Raw genomic sequence first — 19,495 nt, 5'->3', positions numbered from 1 at the left:
TCTTTTCATTGTGGTAATATTTATTAACTCATCGATACACTAGATCAAACATGACGGTTGCAGATACCTTTCCAGGAGTCATCGTTGCACACCCATTATCGCTTCCACAACTAACGCCCGCATAAAATTTTAAACTTTGGTTCGTTGGTGTAATGCCAGCACCCCCAATCGAAATAGCACTCCCATCGCGTATCTCAGAGTTTAAATAATCTGGTACTGTATTACTTTGAACCAGCATGATCCCGGTACCATGTCCAACCTCATCGCTATTTCTAAATAACCACTTCCCGTCCACAAGACTCCCAGAGCCTGATACCAGAATAGAGTAGGCGGCGCTTCCACTGATAGATATACAGTTCTGGATATTCAGTTGAAATGGTTGAGCCGCAACGATCTTATTCGCTTTTAACTGCGATTGTGAAATATCACCTAATGAAAGCACATTTTTATCGAGGCTAATTGTGCAAGTCGCCTCCGCCAGTATTGCAGAGAAGTTTAAGGTAATTGCTAATGCTGCTGGCATATAAAAGTTCAAAGAGACAAAAAATAAAATATAAATACTCTTTTTTTTAAAAACGTTTAGTATGCGCATCGATACCTCCAACATCATTGATCGTCTGCCAGGATATATCTCCGGCTTTAGCTGATATCGGATAGATATGACTGCTAAATGGGGCAATCATTTTTTGTTCTGGAGTATCAAGAGCTACACTTTTCCCCGCAACATTCAAACTGGCAAAGCTGACAAAGTATGGCGATGTATTCGTTACTTCCAGGCCACTAGCTACTTTAGAAAAAGTAAGTTTTTCCTGTGCTTCTGCTGATGTCGTCTTTAGACCGTTGGGACGGAAGAAAAGCTTAATAATATTACCCACCCCAAACTGAGCCATGCCGCTTACTCCTGCAGTTTGTTGTTCACTCGCAGGTGAAGAGCTGGCAGGAATTCCGGTAGCGTGAAAATAAAATACTGATTCCCTATCTTGAGGAAGAGTGCTCCCTTTATAAGAAATACGTACCTGATTCGTGCTTTGCGGCTCTAATCTAAATAAAGGTGGGGTCACAAAAAAAGGTGCCCTAATAAATTTGTTTTGTTCAGAGCTAACGTTAGCCTGCACCAGATAAGAATTATTTTTCATGGTATTACGTAGTGTGACGCTTATGCTACTTTCATTCGCAGGATAGATAAGACGCGTTGCGTTAATGCCAAATCCATCAGCCTCTACTACCGTAGACGATAACAATAAAACCACCGCGCCTAAATAACTGTAAACATAGCGTGTCATACATAACTCCAGAATTAAAAGCGAGCATATACAACTCGCTTTTATTAAAAATATTAATTATATGCAAAACTAAAAAGAACAGGGGCATTTACTGAACCGATATCAGCAGTAGTAGATGTCGCAGCCAAGCCCGCTTGCAAACTTAATGTTTTACCATTCAAGTCTCCTGAAGCTGGTGTGCTAGCTGCAGCAGTAGCAACCAGAATTTTGTCTCCATTCTTAATATATGTAGTTGGAGTGGTGGTTTGACTAATCATAATACCAGTGTTAGTTCCGGTACTGTTGAACATATTAGAATTACCACCCAATGTTTGACCTGAAATCAACAGACTAGCTGTATCAGAAGCTGCCTTAGGTGTTTCACAGTTATTAATACCTACAGTAAACTTTTTCACACTTGCAGTAATTGGCACAGCTACAGAACTGAATTGTGCTGGTGTAAAGTTACCTAAGTCTAAATTATTAGTTGACAGGGAAACATCACAAGTTGCTGCAACCACATTCGCGGTAATAGTTATCTGCGCATTCGTTGCTGCATTAGCATAACCCACAGCAGTCATTAAAAGAGTGGCGGCTAAAGTAAATTTGAACATGGACTTAGACATATAAACTTCCCTTTATTAGTTTTTGAGTTTTGTTAATTTACAGATTACATAGCTACTTCGGCTGTCTATGGTTCATCACTACAAGTGAAATACTTAAATAGACATTAATCTCCGAACGCGAATTGATAGTACCTTGCAAAAATGCCGATAGCAATAAGTCGTAAATGGTAATTTTAAATAATTAAAATGCAAAGATAAGAATAATCACATACAATTTAATGCTCACATATAGCTTATTTAAGATAATTCCAAGGATAGTCAGTGCAACCTTAAACAAAACAAACGAAATATGTTATTTAAAAGAATTGAATTAGGATAAATCGTAACTTAAAAAAAATCTTTTTTGTGAATATAAGTTTTTATAGACATAAAAATAATTGTAAATTTTTGAAAATTCGCATATCTCAGCGCAACCATACGACAGAATTATTTACGGTGAGCACACGCCAGTAATACAGACGTCATGACTAAGAATGTGTAGTGTTTCGTCCTCTACCACTGCCCCTATGAAATGAGCCGGTGATTAAAGTTCTGATAGAGGAGATGAAGTGTTATCAGCGCTACGTATTTAAAAAACTCTTCAACTCCATCGCATGAAAGAATATATGTTGATGTCTTAAGTGTGTAAGTAGGAAGCACTCGGGAAGGGCTGATCAATTAAATTTTTGCATGAGGGATGAGTCTATGGCCGACTTTTAGAACCTTAAACATCGGGGATTACTTTATTTCACATCATATGAATGATGCAGAGGTGGGTATGTGTCTGAGGATTACGCGGTGAGTCACATCCGGAAATCCTTTCAGGCCATCCAGACAGGTAACCAGAATGTTCTGGATACATCAGTTCTTAAGCTCTGTCAGCCACATGCCCAATAGCTCTGTTGGGCCTCTAGTCTTAAATAGCCAGAGGACGGGATATGGCGTTGTTAATCACGCTGGCGCTGTTTCGACAGTAAATTTCGTCAGCATGTGGGAAATCTGATTAAAATCGGCTTCGGTTTAAGGCCGTTAGCCAATTCAGCCACAAAGCCTCTGAATTTCTTTTTGTCCATAATTAGCCTGTCTCCGTTGTTGAAGTGAACATATCAAAAACAGGCAATTACAGCATTTTAATTACAGCCTCCTACGTAAGCGTATGATGATTGAATTCATTATTTTTAAAATTAACCAAATAACAACTAGCTGTAGTTGACATCTTCAATATAAGAAAGTTTCATTATATATTCTAACACACTATTTACATGGTACTTAATCATAGCAGAACGTAAGTGCGAGCTCACCGTCTTGACATTAATCTCCGTAAGATTACTTATTTGCTTTTGGCTCTTTCCTTTCAGGATAAGCTCAGAAACCAACCTCTCTCTATTTGTGAGTCGGTCGAAGTTTATCTTTTCAAAAATTCTCTTTCTACTCTCACTACCACCGAAGATAATACTTCCGAACACTTCACTTACATTTGATAAACTTAATTTCTCTGTGAAAAAGAACGCGTTCTCATAACCATTTACACCTTTGATGACATTCATCATATTCTCGGTGCAAAAAACGATCACACCAACACTATTGCCATCACTATCACCATCACCAAATTCTTTATTTCTTTTGGGCAATTCTTCAAAAATGCTTTTTGATGATAGCACGACAATGTCAACCCAATAATAATCATCACTCCCGACTGTACATTTTATATTTTGTCTATCATACTCAGAACTCGATGCGTTATAAACGTTATCTAATAATTCAAACAATCCTTTTTTAAAAAAAAGATCACTACAATAAAAAGAAAATAATATATTTCCATATGCACGCATACATCTGATCCATTTTGTTCAACATTAATCGACCGCCAAGTGATCATTTCTATCAACCATTCGCTACAATAGCAAGGCAGGTCAAACATCAATGTTTTTGATTTAAGTCAATAAACTTTAATCCTGGTAAGAGAATGTAGAAATGTTAAATTCTCATTCCTCGCATTCATTACTAAGATCTTTCCAACCTCAACTATCTACGAACTGCAGTTCTACTGCCTAAAACTAATAATTAAAACTATGGCAATGGGAAATTTCTCCTATGCATTTTAAACGGACCAAAATTCATTCAGAATTCACCGATAACTTTCAATAGATTAAGGTAATCAATCTGACTTAATTGATAGAAAAAAAATAGATAGTTTTCATCTTTGATGAGTAATAAATCAACAAATCATCGCATTCCTGTATGTACTATCGTGCATTGTGCTGAATGTAAAACCCTCATGCTACAGTTATTTCGAAGCTAATATTATTACCTAGATATAATTTCATTTTTTCTCACTTTAATTTTAAATACAGTAAACAGTAAATACTAAGAGAGGGCATCTCTAGTACCCACAATGATGTTAACGTTAATAGCGCTAACTTAAACAATTCCCAAACGGCTATATCAAAAGTAAAATGTATACTAAAGTGTAATAAAAAAGAGGTTAATTGACATTATCTGAAATAATTGACGAAAGTGTACAATCGGAGCTTATATATTTACAGATTCACAAAACTGTAATTAATACACACCCCAAAATGGAGAAATTAATAATTAAAAATGTTAGAGTTTGTGAAGATATTTATTACCCAGCGACTGTAATTAAAATGCTGTAATTGCCTGTTTTTGATATGTTCACTCCAACAACGGAGACAGGCTAATTAGGGACAAAAAGAAACTCAAAGCCGTTGCGGCTAAACTTGACTGAAGGCATTAAACCTAAGCCGGTCTAAATCAGTTTTCCGCATGCAGACAAAACTGACTGTCGAAACAGCTACAGCGTGGTTAACAAAGCCATATTCCGTGATCTGGTCATTAATACTGAAGACCAAAAGAGCTAATGGGCATGTGACTGACAGAAAATGAAAGCATGAAGTTCTGGCTCAGTGTGCTTACAGAGCTTAAAAACCGATATCCTGGTTGCTTGTTTGGATGGTCTGAAAGAGTTCCCAGATGCGATACACAGCGTATACCCTCAGACACATATTCACCTCTGTATCATTTATATGATGTGAAACAGCATCAAATATGTGTTGTGAAAGGACTATAAGGCCCTTACCTGTGCGCTAAAAACGATGCATCAGGTACCTAAAGAGTAAGTCGCGCTGATGGTACTGGGTAGGTTCGCCGGTATCGGAGACGATAAATACTCGTCATCGGCCAAAACTGACGTGCGTACTGGAAAATAGCAATACTTTCTTCGACGACTCACCCGATGTGTGTAAACCCATCGTCACGGTGAATGCTATCGAGTCATTAAACAATGTGATCCGGCATGCAATAAAAAACACCAAGTGTTCCCGACGGACGACTCAGTACTGGAAGTGATTTATCTGGCGATGAGCCACATTATTATTGAGTTCAGTGACCGCCGGAGCTATCACCTATGATACGGGAGCAGTTACACAGAATAAAATAAACATTCGATTAACTAAGTACTCATCGCTATCAAAGATAGAGCCTAAAGATGCAGGCAGCATCAAATCAGACATTACCAAATAAAAACTGCTCTTCCGATAACATACGATATCGAGAAAACGAATGATTATAATATATTCAGCCTACATTAGTATCAAAAAAGGAACTAAACGTTATTAAAACTTATTATGTAACTTGTCAGATTAAAATTTAAAACAACAGTAATATTTCAATTCAATCAGGACTCTCTCTTTCGATTTATTTATTACACTTATCTAATCATAGGTTTTAATTACAGAATAAATATATTATAAACCTTCATTTTTTCAGCATTAACCCCATTAAAAACAATGATATAACCACCATTTTATTTATGTCACGCTGACAAATAATTATTTTATCCCCTGGAAAAATGATAACTAAATCGATAGTCAACCCAGCACTCTTGGAGATATAACCGAGAATGAACATTCAGATTCGTCAGCATCAAGAGAGTGACCGACCATTTCTGCGTACTATGTATTTGGCATCACGTCAGGCCACGTTTAGCTAGTTGGCTGAGGAGCCTTTTCGTCTGGAGGATTTTGACCATTCCACTCTGCGTGAAACCATTATGGTGGCGAGTATATATTAATGCATCAGCATAATGAAAAGGTTAAATAAGGCCAAGAACTCAATAATAGAAACGAAAAGAAAGTAAGGGAACCGAAGCTCCCTTATCTTGATTTATTAATTACTCTTCACGTAATGCTTTAACATCCTCAGCTTTGATATTCAAAGTGGGTTGGCCAAACTGTTGTAACAGATAGTTGCTCAAACTAACCACCTGCTGGTCAGTTAATGTATTGGCGAAACCGGGCATAAAGACCTCGCCATCATTGGTTTTGCGCGACACCCCGTGAAGAATCACATTAATCAGGTTATTTTGTGTGGATGCTCCGACCACCGAGTTCTTCATCAATGATGGGTAATAACCGTCTTTCACCCCCTCACCAGTAAAACTGTGGCAACTGGCGCAATTCCCCAGATACAGACGCGCACCATCGGTGTTGTTATCTGCGGTGAAAGGTATACCGCGTAAGGTATTAACACTGGTTGCCGACTGCCCCCAATCCGAGCGACTCTTGGTCTCATCATCAGGATTCAATGGTTTCAGCGTACGCAAATAGACAGCCATCGCGTTCAGGTCACTGTCAGTCAAGTAGCGCGTGCTATTTTCAATGACTTCCGCCATCGGCCCGGCAGCTTGCGCTTTACCGTCAACATGGCCGCTACGCAGATATTGCACGACCTGCTCTTGGCTCCAGCCACCGATTCCAGCATGTGGGTCTGAGGTAATATTGAATGCTGTCCAACCATCAATATCGGCACCAGAATAAGCTTTGCTGTCTTTCATCCCCATAGTGATATTACGCGGGGTATGACATTCACCGCAGTGCCCGAGCGCTTCAACAAAATAAGCCCCCTGATTCCATTGTGCATCCTTGCTGGTATCGGGCTGGAAGCGCTGCCCCTCAAAATTCACCAGATTCCAGAACCACAGGCCCCAGCGCTGATTGAATGGGAACGGCATGTCATTCTCGCGATTCGGCTGATGCACCGCCGGCAAGCTGAACAAATAAGCTTTAATCGCTTTTACATCATCATCCGTCAGCAAGGTATAAGAGGTGTAAGGGAATGCAGGATAGAGATTTTCACCGTTTTTACCTTTGCCTTCATGCAATGCACGCAAAAATTCCTCATCCGTCCAACTGCCAATCCCAGTTTCTTTATCGGGTGTGATATTCGGCGAATATAAGGTGCCCATTGGGGTTTTAAAAGCTAATCCACCGGCAAAGGGTTTACCCTCTTTGGTGGTATGGCACGCCACACAGTCTGCGGCTTTAGTCAGGTATTCACCCCGCGTAATTAAATCAGTATCTGCACTAGCAGATCCGGTTACAGCTAATCCGAATATGATAAACAAGAGTTTCACTGAGTGGCATAAGGTTTGCTTTTTCATGTTACACCTCAGCCTTGAGTGTTTCAGCGATACGTAGAGAGAGCGCGGCAATCGTCAGAGTACAGTTAACTGAACCGACAGTTGGCATCACGCTGCTGCTGGCAATAAACAAATTTTTGTGGTCATGGGTACGGCAATCACTGTCCACCACTGAATCTTTAGGATCATTACCCATAATAGTTGTGCCAGTAATATGATTATTATTGGCGAAGTTATTGTGGAACTGCACTTCTGTGCCGCCCATCAACCTGGCGGCCTCGGCATAGACTTGCTGAGTGTGCACCGCACTTTTGCGCACATAATCATCCATCGCATAGTAAAACTCTGGCTTTGGAATGCCGATGGCATCTTTCTCTGTTGGGCTAGGAATAATACGATTTTCTACATGCGGTAGGATTTCGTGGAAACTATCGAACTGCACAAACCGCGCCGCCCGATCGCGGATTTTCGCATCAAGTTGCGGCCCAAGCTGCAATTCTCCCTGCTTAAGTAGCTCAATGGTGACCTGATCAGTGCGGGACAAGTTGGATAAATGAATCTTTTTCGCCGCATATTCGGATCGAAATGCACCATCTCGGAAACCAATCAAAGAGGTCATTTCCTGCGGGCCGCGCCCCGGCCATAGCGGTTCATTAGCCATAAAAGTCACGCCAGTACCGGGGTGATCCATCAGATTGCGCCCAACCATATCGGAGCTATTGCCAATACCTAGCGGATTTTTATCACTGATGGACATCAGCATCAGTTTCGGTGTTTCAATACCATTGGCCGCCAACACAAAATACTTACCCTCCGCGCGATGTTCATTACCCTGAGCATCCTTAAATAGGGCAGCGGTGATCTGTTGTTGGTCATTGACTTCCAGTTTATAAACCACGGCTTGTGGGCGGATAACAGCACCTGCAAGCTCGGCTTTCTCAACATGAGTAATGGCGTTATACATCGCCCCTATCGGACAAATTGGCATGCAATTATTGTTGCCACAACAGGTGGGACGGCCATCATAAGGGCGGCTATTTCGCGCCACCGGCTCGGTCACAACATCAAAGTGACTACCATTAAAAGTGTGACTGTTTAGCACGGTTTTAATGCGCTGTTCATTCCACGACAGTGGCAGCGGTGCCATTGGATAAGGTGCACTGCGCGGTGAGCCAAGATCTTCATCACTCGGACCCCAAACCCCTAACGCCTGCTCTGCGCGTAAATACCATTTTTCCAGCGCCGCGTAATCAATTGGCCAATCGCGTCCAACGCCATAGATTGTTTTTAGCTTGAAATCATTCGGCAGGAAACGCCAGGCGGACGCTGCCCAGTGCCAAGTGGTGCCCCCAACCGCACGAATATATTGGACATCGTAGGGGTGTTCGCCCTTTTGAATCAGATAGTTATTATTAGGGTTAGATTCAGGATGAGGGGCATAAGACGTTGAGGGGTAAGGTGCCATATTGTCTGATTTGTCGGGCTGATTGCGGAAGTTTTCCACAATCTCCCAGCGCGAAAGGCGCGGGCCTGCTTCTAGCACCAATACTGATTTACCTGCCATCGCCAATTGATGCGCAACCAAACCGCCAGCAACGCCGGAACCAATAACGACGATATCCGCCTTGAGTGTGTCAGCCATAAATGTATTCTCCAAAATTATAAGGCGACATCAGGCTTTGCAGCCCAGTATCCGGGTTTATTCGGGCAATAAGAGCGAATAACCAACACATCGGATACCGCATCGAACATCAACGCATTTTCATAACTGATAACTGTTGCATCAGTTCCTTCACCAATGACACCCACATACCAACCTTGCAAGATCTGCCGGGCAATCTGCTGTTGTAATGGCGGCCATTGATGAGGCTCACCAGTGGGTAGCGGTTGTAATAAGGCCAGTTTCTGGTCAAAACCACCGACTTTACCGAGCAATACTTGATAAATTCGCTGACCAACCTGCGCATTAAGCTGGCGTTTACCCGTCAGTGCGCGGGAAACCAACATGAATCTTTCAAAATTCTGCGGCGAAATTTGTGTTGATGCTGCGAAAGCATCCAAAGAGAGGGGGTTCATCAGGCTGCTGACCAGCCCGACACCGACATAGCCTAGCAGGCGACGACGCGAAATACCGCGCAACTGAGGTATCGCAGAGCGAGTTACCGACATGTTTTTCTCCACAAAAGAGCACGCACGCAGTATTCATCTGTTGAATAAATAGACATGCTATCGGCATGGCGTTAACAGATGCGGGTTACTGCGAGCTAAACTGCCGTATGAAATACGCAGCGGCAGTGGCAATCTTGACTAATAATGAATGGACTTCCCGCCTGATGGCGATGTGAGTTATAAGATAGAGATGTTAAACATTTAGTTTAGTTGTAAAGATTCGTCAAGATTATACATCCCTTAATGAGAGGGTAAAGATAAATGTGATTTGCGTCACATTTTGTAACTATGGTGGCTAGTTATTCTCCCATTCGATTAATACATCAACTCGATTTAGGACATAAGCGGCCTGATGCCAAATTTTGGTGTATTCATCTGAGACATAAGTCTGTAAAAACTCGATCAATAGTGTTTTTGTTTGCTCCAATGCTGGTTTATCGGTTAGTTGGTTTCTCTTTTGTTCGAAAAGTGCGTCCAGCGCTTCAACTTTTTGCAGGAAATCCGCCAATTCATCAGTCCATTGATTTATATGCAATCTATGCATTATTTGTGATAACAACCAAGGGATATAGTCACGGCTGAGATCGGTATTCAGTACCTGATAATCAGTTGAAGACCAGCGGGTGTTTATCCCTCCACACGGGGTATTATTTTTATCTTGAGTTGCGCTTAATTCGCAAATGCCTTTTTCCATATTAAGAATGTCGGCTAAAGCCAGGTTATTAATGAATATTGCATCCTGTGGTTTTCGATCACTAAAATTGATCGCCTGGCCAATATGCTCACCCACCTTAGGTCCAATGACGCCACCTCTGAAATTTATCTTTTGTGGGTTTTCATTAATATAAAAATGTAGAACTTTATTTTCATGTCCATTAACTAAAAAACGATATTGATCATCTGTTATAAAATTCCACCTATGTGTATATTTATTATAAGCAATACCATTATCACAGCGATACTCAATAGCGTTATCGCTGTAACTACTACGGTTATAAGTGAAATTGAGAGGCAAGTCATGCCCCTGCCCTACAGGAGTATTAATTAATGAAAGGCATGATGCTTCTTTTAATTTCTGTTCATCACTGTATTTATTATAAGAAATTAAAGATTTTGTCTCTGCATTGTAGTAAACATGCATACCTATTTTATCCCCACCAAAGTAGATATTAACATCATCAGCTTTATCCAAATGATTAACAATAACATCTCTATGGCCGGATTCATTTAATGTTTCAAAGGTCTCTTTATACTGAAGGAAAGGTCTTACTGCAGACGACTTCATACTCTCAATGTAAGATTCATCAAACCATATTACATTTTCATTAATTTCAACCTCAGAATGATAATCTTGGTTTCCTCGGTCAAATAGATGATTCATCACATTAGGTCGTGGATGCAAGCTTACATAAAAACCCTGCTCATCCAATGACAGCGCCGTGCCCGTGCTTTTATTAACCAGCACTATCTGATCTTTTATTTTTTGAAGGAGCCAAACCTGCCCTTTATTTCCTATATCGCAATAGCTAAATGTGACATCAGCAGTTAAATTGCCCTTTCTACGATCTGCCGGAAACAAACAATAGAGAGTACGATCAAACCCTTGTCCAGAAAAAGCGGTCATGATCTGCCCAGCGTGGCTATAAAAAATAGAGGAACTTTGACCGTCGATATCTATAGGTTGATCCTTTCTACTTAAAAGAATGCTGTGCCCACGGCTCAAATAATAATTGTAGCTGAGATACCTTTCTGGAAATAGATGAGAGTGATAGTTGAAAATAATTCGTTTATTATTAGAGTATAGTTTTTTAGGTAATACACGATAAGAACTTATATCTGATATCAAGCCGTGCCTTTCCAATTCAGCAGAATTAGTACTTTTATAAAACGATGCTGACTTCCCCGTAAATGAAAAATCACTAAAAACATCAACCTGGAGGTTTAGTGGTATTTTAATAGAGGCTATATTATTATTCCACTGACTAAATAGCCACTCATCCTCGGTATAATAAGGCACGCAGAACTTCTTTGAACCACTTTTTTCGATATAACCATCATTAGAGTAAAAACAAACATTATCCTCATCAAAATGATTAGACATTGAACTACATGAAATAAAAACTAATACATAAAACACCTTACCTATCTGATTATTAACATTCATGCTTTACCTTTAAAAGTAAGTAAGCAGAAACATGCTTTTTTTTTTGCATGACCCGACGTGCGATAATTAACTTTTTTATACTCACACACAAAAAAAACTTAAAAGAACAATCTGCGAAAAATTAATTCATTTTTTATTTACATTTAAAGATAAAAACACAGTTACTATTTTTCTTACGGCCAACATAAAAAAGCCTCCGAATTATCGGAGGCTTCATTTAGACTAGAAACAATATCTTATTAGAGAGATTTATTCCCACTCTATTGTTGCGGGTGGTTTACCGCTGATATCGTAAACGACACGAGAAATACCATTGACTTCATTAATGATACGATTTGAAACGCGCCCCAGGAAGTCATAGGGTAAATGCGCCCAATGTGCTGTCATGAAATCAATAGTTTCAACCGCACGCAATGAGACAACCCAATCATATTTACGACCATCGCCCATCACGCCGACGGAACGAACTGGCAGAAATACAGTAAAGGCCTGGCTGACTTTATTGTACAGATCTGCTTTATGCAGCTCTTCAATAAAAATGGCGTCTGCGCGGCGCAGTAAATCACAATATTCTTTTTTCACTTCGCCGAGAACGCGCACACCCAAACCTGGGCCTGGGAATGGATGACGATATAGCATGTCGTATGGCAGGCCCAGCTCGAGGCCAATTTTACGTACTTCGTCTTTAAACAGCTCTTTCAGAGGTTCAACTAAGCCCAGTTTCATCTCTTTAGGCAAGCCGCCCACATTGTGATGAGATTTAATCACATGCGCTTTGCCGGTGGCTGATGCTGCGGATTCAATTACGTCTGGATAGATAGTGCCCTGCGCCAACCATTTAACTTGTTCTTGCTTACAGGCTTCTTCGTCGAATAACTCAACAAATACACGACCAATAATTTTACGTTTGGCTTCTGGTTCATCAACACCAGCCAGTGCTGCCAGGAAACGATCTTCTGCGGCCACATGAACAATGTTCAGACCGAATTTATCGCCAAACATTTCCAACACCTGATCCGCTTCATTCAAACGCAGCAAGCCGTTATCAACAAACACGCAAGTCAGGCGTTTACCAATGGCACGGTGCAGCAGCATTGCAGTCACGGATGAGTCAACACCACCAGACAGACCCAGAATGACGTGGTCTTCACCGATTTGCTCACGCAAACGCACGATAGCATCTTCAATAATGGTGGCCGGGGTCCACAGTGCTTCACAAGCACAGATATCCAGAACAAAGCGCTCCAACAGGCGTTGACCTTGCTTGGTGTGTGTCACTTCAGGGTGGAACTGCACGCCATAAAAACGTTTTTCTTCGTTAGCCATAATGGCAAACGGGCAGGTATCAGTACTGGCTACAGTGATAAAGTCAGACGGGATCGCGGTGACTTTATCGCCATGACTCATCCAAACATCCAACACCGCTTCACCGGCTGGATTGATGGCATCTTTGATATCACGGATAAGTGCGCTATCAGTTTTAATTTCAACCTGCGCATAACCGAATTCACGTTGGTTTGAACCTTCTACTTTACCGCCCAGCTGCATTGCCATGGTTTGCATGCCATAGCACACACCCAGCACAGGAACCCCAGCAGTGAACACATAATCAGGCGCACGTGGGCTGTCATGTTCAGTGGTGCTTTCAGGGCCGCCGGAGAGAATGATGCCGCTTGGGTTAAATTCGCGGATCTGGTCTTCGGTCACGTCCCACGCCCAAAGTTCACAATAGACACCAATTTCACGAACACGGCGCGCCACCAGTTGGGTGTATTGCGAGCCGAAATCGAGGATAATAATGCGATGTTTATGGATATTTTTTGTCATGTGCGGCGTATTCCAAATATTAAAATAAAAAATAGTCATCTGATGGCTAGCACCAGATGACTAATTAACTTGTTATTAGCCCATGCGGTAGTTTGGTGACTCTTTGGTAATCGTCACATCATGAACATGGCTTTCTTGAATGCCTGCACCGCTGATCCGGACAAATTCAGCTTTAGTACGCAATTCATTGATAGTGCCACAGCCGGTCAGCCCCATACAGGAACGCAGGCCACCCATTTGTTGATGCACAATCTCTTTCAACAGACCTTTGTATGCCACACGCCCTTCGATACCTTCTGGTACCAATTTATCGGCCGCATTATCGGTTTGGAAGTAGCGATCTGAAGAGCCTTTGGACATCGCACCCAGTGAACCCATACCGCGGTAAGATTTGAATGAACGACCTTGATACAGTTCGATTTCGCCCGGAGACTCTTCAGTCCCTGCCAGCATAGAACCGACCATGACACATGAAGCACCCGCCGCAATGGCTTTAGCAATATCGCCAGAGAAACGAATACCACCATCGGCAATAACCGGAATACCAGTACCTTCCAGCGCTTCGACCGCATCAGCAATCGCAGTAATCTGTGGAACACCGACACCAGTCACAATACGTGTAGTACAGATTGAACCAGGGCCGATACCGACTTTAACTGCGCTGACACCGGCATCAGCCAAGGCTTTAGCCCCTGCACCTGTTGCGACGTTACCGCCAACAATTTGCAGATTAGGATATTTAGCGCGCGTTTCACGAATGCGCTGTAAAACGCCTTCGGAATGACCATGAGATGAGTCGATAAGTAAAACATCAACACCAGCAGCGACCAGAGCATCGATACGCTCTTCATTGCCCGCACCGGCACCGACAGCAGCACCAACGCGCAGGCGGCCATGCTCGTCTTTACAAGCGTTTGGCTTACGCTCTGCTTTTTGGAAATCTTTCACGGTAATCATGCCGCGCAAATGGAAGCTATCGTCAACGACTAAAGCTTTCTCGACACGTTTTTCATGCATTTTTTGCAGCACAACTTCGCGGGCTTCGCCTTCTTTGACCGTCACCAAACGCTCTTTCGGTGTCATCACCGCTGTCACGGGTTGGTCCAGATCAGTTACAAAGCGAACATCACGGCCGGTAATGATCCCAACCAGCTCGTAATCTTCGGTCACTACCGGATAACCGGCGAAACCGTTACGGGCGGTCAGTTCTTTAACCTGGCGGAGAGTAGTGGTAGGGGTAACAGTCTGTGGCTCAGTTACAACGCCACTTTCGTGTTTTTTCACGCGGCTGACTTCTTCAGCCTGACGCTCAATGGACATATTTTTGTGGATAAAACCTAAACCGCCCTCTTGTGCCAGTGCAATGGCTAGACGAGCTTCGGTTACGGTATCCATTGCTGCGGACAGCATAGGGATATTCAGGCGGATAGTTGCAGTCAGTTGAGTACCAAGTTCTGCCGTATTAGGCAAGACTGTGGAGTGGGCTGGAACCAGGAGAACGTCGTCAAATGTTAGAGCTTCTTTCGCGATACGTAGCATGGGCAATATCTCACCAAGGTGAATGTAAAAAGATAAAATATTGCCGTGGCATTATACAGAGCGTAATCGGTTGCCTCCAGCACTTTCTCACTATTTTTCTTGCCAAGCGGTTTGAGGCAGGTAATATCGATCAATTAAGTGCTTGTTTTAAAATTTGAACCAGGTCACATGTCACAATCTTCCGCGTCATCAATTTTTACTGTCAGCCGCCTTAATCAGACGGTGCGACAACTGCTGGAAATGGAAATGGGCCAAATTTGGCTCACTGCCGAGATTTCCAATTTCTCTCAGCCTTCGTCGGGTCACTGGTATTTCACCTTAAAAGACGATCGGGCGCAGGTGCGTTGCGCGATGTTTCGTAACACCAATCGTCGTACCACTTTTCGCCCACAAAATGGCCAACAAGTGTTGGTCAGAGCATCGATTACCCTGTATGAACCGCGTGGTGACTACCAATTAATTGCCGAAAGTATGCAACCTGCTGGCGACGGATTACTACAACAGCAATTTGAGCAGCTTAAACAGCAACTGGCCGCTGAAGGGCTTTTCGACCAAAGCCACAAGCAACTTCTACCTAGCCCAGCCAAACAGGTGGGGGTGATAACCTCATCCAGTGGCGCTGCTCTGCACGATGTTTTGCACGTTTTGCAACGCCGCGATCCTTCGCTTCCAGTTATTATTTACCCCACAGCAGTGCAAGGTGCTGATGCTCCATTGCAGATAGTCCGAGCCATTCAACTGGCGAATCTGCGGGGAGAATGTGATGTGTTGATCGTCGGGAGAGGTGGCGGCTCGTTGGAAGACTTGTGGAGTTTTAATGACGAGCGGGTTGCCCGCGCTATTTTTAACAGCCGAATTCCTATTGTCAGTGCAGTCGGCCATGAAACCGATGTCACTATCGCCGACTTCGTTGCCGATTTACGCGCCCCAACCCCGTCAGCCGCCGCCGAGCTGGTCAGCCGCAACCAAATAGAGTTGGTCCGGCAAATTCAGGGGCAGCAGCAGCGTATGGAAATGGCGATGGATTATTATCTGGCGCAGCGCAACCAGCAATTCACCCGCCTTGAGCATCGGCTGCAACAGCAACATCCGCATTTGCGATTGGCTCGTCAGCAAACACTGCTGTTAAAGTTACAACGCCGCCTGGAAGATAGCGCGCAAAACCAAATTCGCCTATTAGGCCGACGCACTGAGCGGCTGCAACAACGGCTGGTTCAAGCTCAACCGCAAGGGCAGATCCATCGTTATAATCAGCGGGTACAACAGCAGGAGTATCGCTTGCGCCAGGCATTAGAGCGCCAGTTGAATGGCTATCGTCAGCGTTTTGGCATCGCCTGCTCACAATTGGAAGCGGTCAGCCCATTGGCTACCCTAGCCCGCGGCTACAGCGTAACGCAGACCCCAGAGGGCAGCTTACTCAAAACCACGAAACAAGTGCATACCGGCGACAAGCTAACCACACGACTACAAGATGGCTGGGTGGAAAGTGAAATAACTCAAATCAAGGTGGCAAAAAAGCCCCGCCAGCGTAAAGTCGCTAACTAAGCGCCGTTATTATTGCTACAGCCAATAGACCTGCCGATTGGTATTAGGCCATCGGCAGATAACTAAAACGAATGCGGCTTTTTGAAATCAGTCCATGCCCATTCTGGCAAAAATAATCAACAGCTCCACACGCTTTCAACACCTGTAGCGGTTTAGCGCAATCAGGGCATTCAGCCTGCTGCTGATAGTTGCCATGACAACTAGAACAATGAAAGTGGCCACTTACTTCCGTCATTTTTTTCTGACAAACCGGACATAGCGCATCCATAAATTCTCTCCCAGCTGTTAATGAAAACTTACATCACACCCAGTGAACGTAAAAAGTAAATCCCCAGCGCGGTAGTGAAAAATGAACCGACGGTCGTTATCGCGATGATATTTGCGGCCAGCGTAGCATTTCCTCCCATCGCGCGGGTCATGACATAACTACCTGCGGCAGTTGGTGTCGCGGAAAATAGAAAAATAATACCTAACGTTGCACCACGGAACCCCATTAGCAGACCGCCCAAAGTCATCAATATTGGCACGATGAATAGTTTTGCCACCGAGGATAATGCCGCCACATTAGAAGAGCGGAACATTGCATGCCAATCAAGACTCGCGCCGGTGCAGAGTAATGCCAATGGGAGTGCCAATGCTGAGATATAGCTGCCAGTCTGAACAATCACATGGGGAATAGGTAATTGGGTTTGAGCATAGACTAAGCCGCATACCAGACCAATAATCAATGGATTAGTCACAATACTGCGCAACAGTGCCACTTTGCTGATTTTACCGCCCTGCCCACTCTGTAAACTGCGGGTCAGTGTTATCACTGACAGCATATTAAATAATATCACCGTCACTGTCAGATACATTGACCCCAGAGCGACCCCTTCATCGCCATAGGCCGTCATAGCAAATGCCAAACCAACGATCGCGGTATTGGCTCTGAAACCACCCTGCACGAACACACCACGCTCTCTTGGGTCTTTTACCAGCCACTTAGCGGCAATCTCGAGCAGGAGGAATGTCAGCAAAGTACCGGCAGCACCGTAGATAACCAAGGGCAAGTTATCCAGTAAGCTGACGTGATTGGTGGCAACACTGAAAAACAGCATACAAGGCAACGCCAGATTAAACACCACACGGGTCGCGCCATCACAGAATCGATCATCCATCAGACCACAGCGCCGTAATAACACACCGAGTAACATCATCAATAAGTTGGGTACTGTGACACTAAATGCAAAACTCCAGGTTTCCCAAGACATGGCTGATGTTCAACTCCTTTTGTTTACCGTTTAGTGGCTGAATATATGAATGGTTAAAGTTATTGGTTAATAGGCCATGCATTAAAAATGCAAAAAGCGCGGAATGCCCGCGCTTTGCTGATATTACTTACTTTTTTTCAAGTGCGACATCAAACGTTTACGTTTGCGCATCTGATTTGGCGTCAGAGTATTGCGTTTACCCGCAAACGGGTTCTCGCCCTCTTTAAACTGGATACGAATAGGCGTACCCATAACTTTTAATGAACGACGGAAGTAATTCATCAGATAACGTTTATAAGAATCCGACAGATCAGTAACCTGGTTACCGTGAATAACCACGATCGGCGGGTTATAACCACCCGCGTGAGCATATTTCAGCTTAACACGGCGACCACGAACTAGCGGAGGCTGATGATCTTCTTCTGCCATTTGCATAATGCGGGTCAGTAAGGAAGTACCCACTCGCTTGGTTGAACAGTCATACGCTTCCTGAATAGATTCAAACAGGTTACCGACGCCGCTACCATGTAGTGCAGAGATAAAGTGAATACGAGCAAAATCGACAAAACCAAGGCGCAGGTCTAGCATATCTTTGACCTGAGCACGGGCTTCTTCTGACATGCCATCCCATTTATTGACCGCTATAACAAGTGAGCGCCCACTATTGAGAATAAAGCCTAACAGAGACAAATCCTGATCTGAAATACCATCACGGGCATCAATGACCAACAGCACAACGTTGGAATCTTCAATTGCCTGCAAAGTTTTAATAACCGAGAATTTTTCAACTGCTTCAGTTATCTTGCCACGTTTACGTACACCTGCGGTATCAATCAGAATATATTCGCGTTCGTCACGGGTCATTGGAATATAAATGCTGTCACGCGTGGTGCCCGGCATATCATAAACCACCACACGATCTTCACCGAGGATACGGTTAGTTAGTGTGGACTTACCTACGTTAGGACGCCCAACGATGGCCAATTTGATTGGCAAACTCAGTGGATCAAAGTCATCCTCTTCGTCTTCTGGAATTTCATCTTCGTCGGCTTCTTGCGCAGCCCAATAGGCCGCGTTAGCTTCTTCATCTGTCAGTTCAGCTTCAGGCTCTTCAGCGTCCATGTAAGGCGCCATTACATCTTCAATCAACTGAGTCACACCACGGCCGTGGGAAGCTGCAATCGCATGAACTTCACCCAAGCCTAATGAATAGAAATCAGCTGTAGCGGTATCTGGATCAATACCGTCAGTTTTGTTGGCAACCAGGAAAGTAGCTTTTTCACGGCTGCGCAGATGTTGAGCAATGCCCTGGTCCGCAGGCATCAGCCCAGCGCGCGCATCGACCATAAACAGGACGATATCAGCTTCTTCAATCGCCAGTAACGATTGACCAGCCATCTTGGTTTCTACACCATCTTCTGTGCCATCAATACCTCCGGTATCGATAACAATAAACTCATGACCCTCGACCTCGGCACGACCATATTTACGGTCACGCGTTAGCCCGGGAAAATCCGCAACTAACGCATCACGGGTGTGCGTTAAGCGGTTAAATAAAGTGGATTTACCCACATTCGGGCGCCCGACCAGCGCGATGACAGGTATCATTTTTGGAGCCTCATTACTTAATTTTCAAAGCGTTACAGCACTGTACTGAACGTTCAACAGCGCAGTTTTTAGAAGACAAACGG

At 43.5% G+C, this 19,495-nt stretch carries 14 protein-coding genes and 2 pseudogenes; 3 read left to right on the top strand and 13 right to left on the bottom strand.

Going from position 1 to position 19,495, the window contains the following annotated elements; translation table 11 throughout:
• Positions 1-28: 28 nt before the first annotated feature.
• From ACF3VQ_RS05675 to ACF3VQ_RS05660, 4 genes are all read right to left on the bottom strand, one after another.
• Positions 29-592: a fimbrial protein gene (locus ACF3VQ_RS05675; RefSeq protein ID WP_392433752.1), complete on the bottom strand. Its 564-nt coding sequence runs from the start codon at positions 590-592 to the stop codon at positions 29-31.
• Positions 570-1,283, bottom strand: coding sequence for a molecular chaperone (locus tag ACF3VQ_RS05670; protein ID WP_392433751.1), 714 nt, complete (start codon positions 1,281-1,283; stop codon positions 570-572). Before ACF3VQ_RS05670 ends, ACF3VQ_RS05675 begins: the two co-directional genes overlap by 23 nt.
• 53 nt (positions 1,284-1,336) lie before the next feature.
• Positions 1,337-1,888, bottom strand: a complete 552-nt coding sequence (locus ACF3VQ_RS05665; RefSeq protein ID WP_392433750.1) for a fimbrial protein — start codon at positions 1,886-1,888, stop codon at positions 1,337-1,339.
• A 1,178-nt stretch (positions 1,889-3,066) separates the two neighbouring features.
• On the bottom strand, positions 3,067-3,699 hold the full coding sequence (locus tag ACF3VQ_RS05660; protein ID WP_392433749.1) for a helix-turn-helix transcriptional regulator: 633 nt from the start codon (positions 3,697-3,699) through the stop codon (positions 3,067-3,069).
• 975 nt (positions 3,700-4,674) lie between these two features.
• Here ACF3VQ_RS05660 and ACF3VQ_RS05655 point away from each other — a divergent pair.
• Both ACF3VQ_RS05655 and ACF3VQ_RS05650 read left to right on the top strand, forming a co-directional pair.
• A pseudogene (locus ACF3VQ_RS05655) lies at positions 4,675-5,298 on the top strand (transposase); the annotation flags it as partial.
• A gap of 491 nt (positions 5,299-5,789) precedes the next feature.
• Positions 5,790-5,948: pseudogene (locus tag ACF3VQ_RS05650) on the top strand (GNAT family N-acetyltransferase); the annotation flags it as partial.
• A gap of 111 nt (positions 5,949-6,059) precedes the next feature.
• On the opposite strand, the gene ACF3VQ_RS05645 reads toward ACF3VQ_RS05650, so the two are convergent.
• The 6 genes from ACF3VQ_RS05645 to guaB form a co-directional block, all read right to left on the bottom strand.
• Positions 6,060-7,328: a c-type cytochrome gene (locus ACF3VQ_RS05645; protein ID WP_392433748.1), complete on the bottom strand. Its 1,269-nt coding sequence runs from the start codon at positions 7,326-7,328 to the stop codon at positions 6,060-6,062.
• Between the two features lies 1 nt (position 7,329).
• Positions 7,330-8,949: a GMC family oxidoreductase gene (locus ACF3VQ_RS05640; protein ID WP_392433747.1), complete on the bottom strand. Its 1,620-nt coding sequence runs from the start codon at positions 8,947-8,949 to the stop codon at positions 7,330-7,332.
• A 17-nt stretch (positions 8,950-8,966) separates the two neighbouring features.
• Positions 8,967-9,476: a sugar dehydrogenase complex small subunit gene (locus tag ACF3VQ_RS05635; protein ID WP_392433746.1), complete on the bottom strand. Its 510-nt coding sequence runs from the start codon at positions 9,474-9,476 to the stop codon at positions 8,967-8,969.
• A 295-nt stretch (positions 9,477-9,771) separates the two neighbouring features.
• Positions 9,772-11,640 carry a hypothetical protein gene (locus ACF3VQ_RS05630; RefSeq protein ID WP_392433745.1) on the bottom strand — a complete coding sequence of 623 codons (1,869 nt, stop codon included), beginning with the start codon at positions 11,638-11,640 and terminating at the stop codon, positions 9,772-9,774.
• 249 nt (positions 11,641-11,889) lie between these two features.
• Positions 11,890-13,467, bottom strand: a complete 1,578-nt coding sequence (gene guaA, locus ACF3VQ_RS05625; protein ID WP_392433744.1) for a glutamine-hydrolyzing GMP synthase — start codon at positions 13,465-13,467, stop codon at positions 11,890-11,892.
• Positions 13,468-13,542: 75 nt separating this feature from the next.
• A complete protein-coding gene (guaB, locus tag ACF3VQ_RS05620; protein ID WP_005172545.1) occupies positions 13,543-15,006 on the bottom strand; it encodes an IMP dehydrogenase in 1,464 nt (487 codons plus the stop codon).
• Between the two features lie 168 nt (positions 15,007-15,174).
• Here guaB and xseA point away from each other — a divergent pair, with 168 nt between their 5' ends.
• On the top strand, positions 15,175-16,551 hold the full coding sequence (gene xseA, locus ACF3VQ_RS05615) for an exodeoxyribonuclease VII large subunit (protein ID WP_392433743.1): 1,377 nt from the start codon (positions 15,175-15,177) through the stop codon (positions 16,549-16,551).
• A gap of 43 nt (positions 16,552-16,594) precedes the next feature.
• Here xseA and ACF3VQ_RS05610 read toward each other — a convergent pair whose 3' ends face one another.
• From ACF3VQ_RS05610 to der, 3 genes are all read right to left on the bottom strand, one after another.
• Positions 16,595-16,819 (bottom strand): zinc ribbon domain-containing protein, encoded by a 225-nt coding sequence (locus ACF3VQ_RS05610; RefSeq protein WP_392433742.1) that lies wholly within the window; start codon positions 16,817-16,819, stop codon positions 16,595-16,597.
• 28 nt (positions 16,820-16,847) lie between these two features.
• Positions 16,848-17,804: an AEC family transporter gene (locus ACF3VQ_RS05605; protein WP_392433741.1), complete on the bottom strand. Its 957-nt coding sequence runs from the start codon at positions 17,802-17,804 to the stop codon at positions 16,848-16,850.
• A 123-nt stretch (positions 17,805-17,927) separates the two neighbouring features.
• Positions 17,928-19,412, bottom strand: coding sequence for a ribosome biogenesis GTPase Der (der, locus tag ACF3VQ_RS05600; RefSeq protein ID WP_050162378.1), 1,485 nt, complete (start codon positions 19,410-19,412; stop codon positions 17,928-17,930).
• Positions 19,413-19,495 lie beyond the last annotated feature (83 nt).

This window comes from Yersinia fenwicki, from assembly GCF_043099325.1.
Lineage (GTDB): Bacteria > Pseudomonadota > Gammaproteobacteria > Enterobacterales > Enterobacteriaceae > Yersinia.
The sequence above is the reverse complement of the archived record's forward strand: the minus strand, read 5'-3'. Positions and strand labels throughout refer to the sequence as shown.